Source organism: Lentzea kentuckyensis (assembly GCF_002150765.1).
Taxonomy (GTDB): Bacteria; Actinomycetota; Actinomycetes; order Mycobacteriales; family Pseudonocardiaceae; genus Lentzea; species Lentzea kentuckyensis.
Map to the genome: position 1 here is coordinate 1 of NZ_MUYM01000249.1, position 1,840 is coordinate 1,840.

Genomic DNA, 1,840 nt, shown 5'->3' on the forward strand with positions numbered 1-1,840 from the left:
CAAGTACCACCAACTCTTGATCGAATCGCCCTCAACTACACCCAACCGGTTCGTCGGGTGACGAACCGGTTGGGTGTAGTTGAGGGCGATTCGATCAAGAGTTGGTGGTACTTGCAGACGTGCCAAGCATTCCTGCGGCGCGCTGACGACCCTGGTGTCCGCGCGTTGGAGGTCACGGTCGCGGTGTGGGCGGCCGGGACGGGGTGGGGAACCGGCGCGGGCGTCGGTACGGGGATCGGGGAGTTGGTTGCGAGCACATGGAGATCTCCTTCTGCTCGCCGGTCAGCCGTTCGGCCTGAGTGCTGTCGCGACCCGCACGAACAGGCTGCCCAGCCTGCTCGTCACGAGTTCCAAGACGATCGCTTCGATGAAGAGCGAACGCACGGACGCGGGTGCGGGTGCCAAGACATGCCTCCTGGTGATGAACGACTACCGTGCTCATCGGACTGCTGCGCAGGGCATTAGCTGTTTTTTTCGTTGTCACCCGAAGGAAGTACTCAATGGCTCGCCACGTCGTGGTTGTGGGCGCTGGTCTTGCCGGGCTGTCGGCCGCGTTGCACCTGCGGGGCACCGGGTGGCGGGTCACCGTGCTCGAAAAGGCTGACGTGCCAGGCGGTCGCGCCGGGACTGTCCGGGTGGGCGGGTTCACGGCGGACAGCGGGCCGACGGTGCTGACGATGCCGGAGTACCTGGACGAGGCGTTCGGCGCGGTGGGGGAACGGCTGGCGGACTGGCTGACGCTCGACCGGCTGGATCCGGCCTATCACGCGCGGTTCGCGGACGGGTCGCGGATCGCGGTGCACGCCGATGCCGAGGCCATGGAGGCCGAGGTTCGCACCGTGTGCGGCGCAAGGGAAGCGGCCGGGTACCGGGAGCTGCGACGGTGGCTGGGCGAGTTGTACTCGGTTCAGCGCGAGCACTTCATCGGGTCGAACTTCGACTCGCCGTTCGATCTGGTCAGGCCGGAGCTCGTGCGGCTGGCGCGGCTGGGCGGGTTCGGGCGGCTGGAGCCGCAGCTGCGGCGGTTCATCAAGGATGAGCGGCTCATCAGGGTGTTTTCGTTCCAGGCGTTGTACGCGGGGGTGCCACCGCAGCGCGCGCTCGCGGCGTATGGGGTTATCGCGTACATGGACACCATTGCGGGTGTGTACTACCCGCGCGGTGGGATGCATGCGGTGCCTCAGGCGTTGAGCAAGGCTGCTGAGAAGCACGGTGCGGAGTTCCGTTATGGGGCAACGGTCACACGGCTGGAATGGCGTGGGTCCAGTGTTTCGGCCGTGCACACACAGGAAGAGCGTATCGAGTGTGATGCGGTCGTTCTGGCGTGTGAGCTGCCAGACGCGTATCGGTTGCTCGGGAAGAGTCCACAGCGTCCGCTTGGGCACCGTTGGTCGCCTTCTGCCGTGGTGTTGCACGCCACGACGGACCGCACGTGGGACATCGGGCACCACAACATCCTGTTCGGGCAGGCGTGGCGCGGGACGTTCGACGAGATCGTCCACAAGGGACGGTTGATGTCGGACCCGTCGTTGCTCGTCACGCACGCGCAGGACGGTCTGCACTACGTGCTGGCGCCGTGTCCGAACCTCGGCACGGGGCCGATCGACTGGCGGCGCGTCGGACCGCGGTACCGCGACGAGCTGGTGCGGACGTTGGAAGCGCGCGGCCTGACGGGGTTCGGCGCGGCGGTGCGGGACGAGGTGCTCGTGACGCCGCTGGACTGGGGCAACGCGGCGGGGACGCCGTTCGGGCTGGCGCACACCTTCGCGCAGACCGGACCGTTCCGGCCGCGCAACGTCGTGCGCGGCGCCGGCAACGTGGCGTTGGCGGGGGCGGGAAC

The 1,840-nt window shown here is 67.5% G+C and carries 2 protein-coding genes; one reads left to right on the top strand and one right to left on the bottom strand.

Features of this window, described 5'->3' with window-relative positions; all coding sequences use genetic code 11:
• Window positions 1–282: 282 nt before the first annotated feature.
• Window positions 283–405 carry a hypothetical protein gene (locus tag B0F77_RS50680; protein ID WP_281252634.1) on the bottom strand — a complete coding sequence of 41 codons (123 nt, stop codon included), beginning with the start codon at window positions 403–405 and terminating at the stop codon, window positions 283–285.
• A 95-nt stretch (window positions 406–500) separates the two neighbouring features.
• On the opposite strand from B0F77_RS50680, the gene crtI reads away from it, so the two are divergent.
• Window positions 501–1,840: phytoene desaturase family protein (gene crtI, locus B0F77_RS46450; protein ID WP_086669369.1), on the top strand; the 1,340-nt coding region annotated here is incomplete at its 3' end.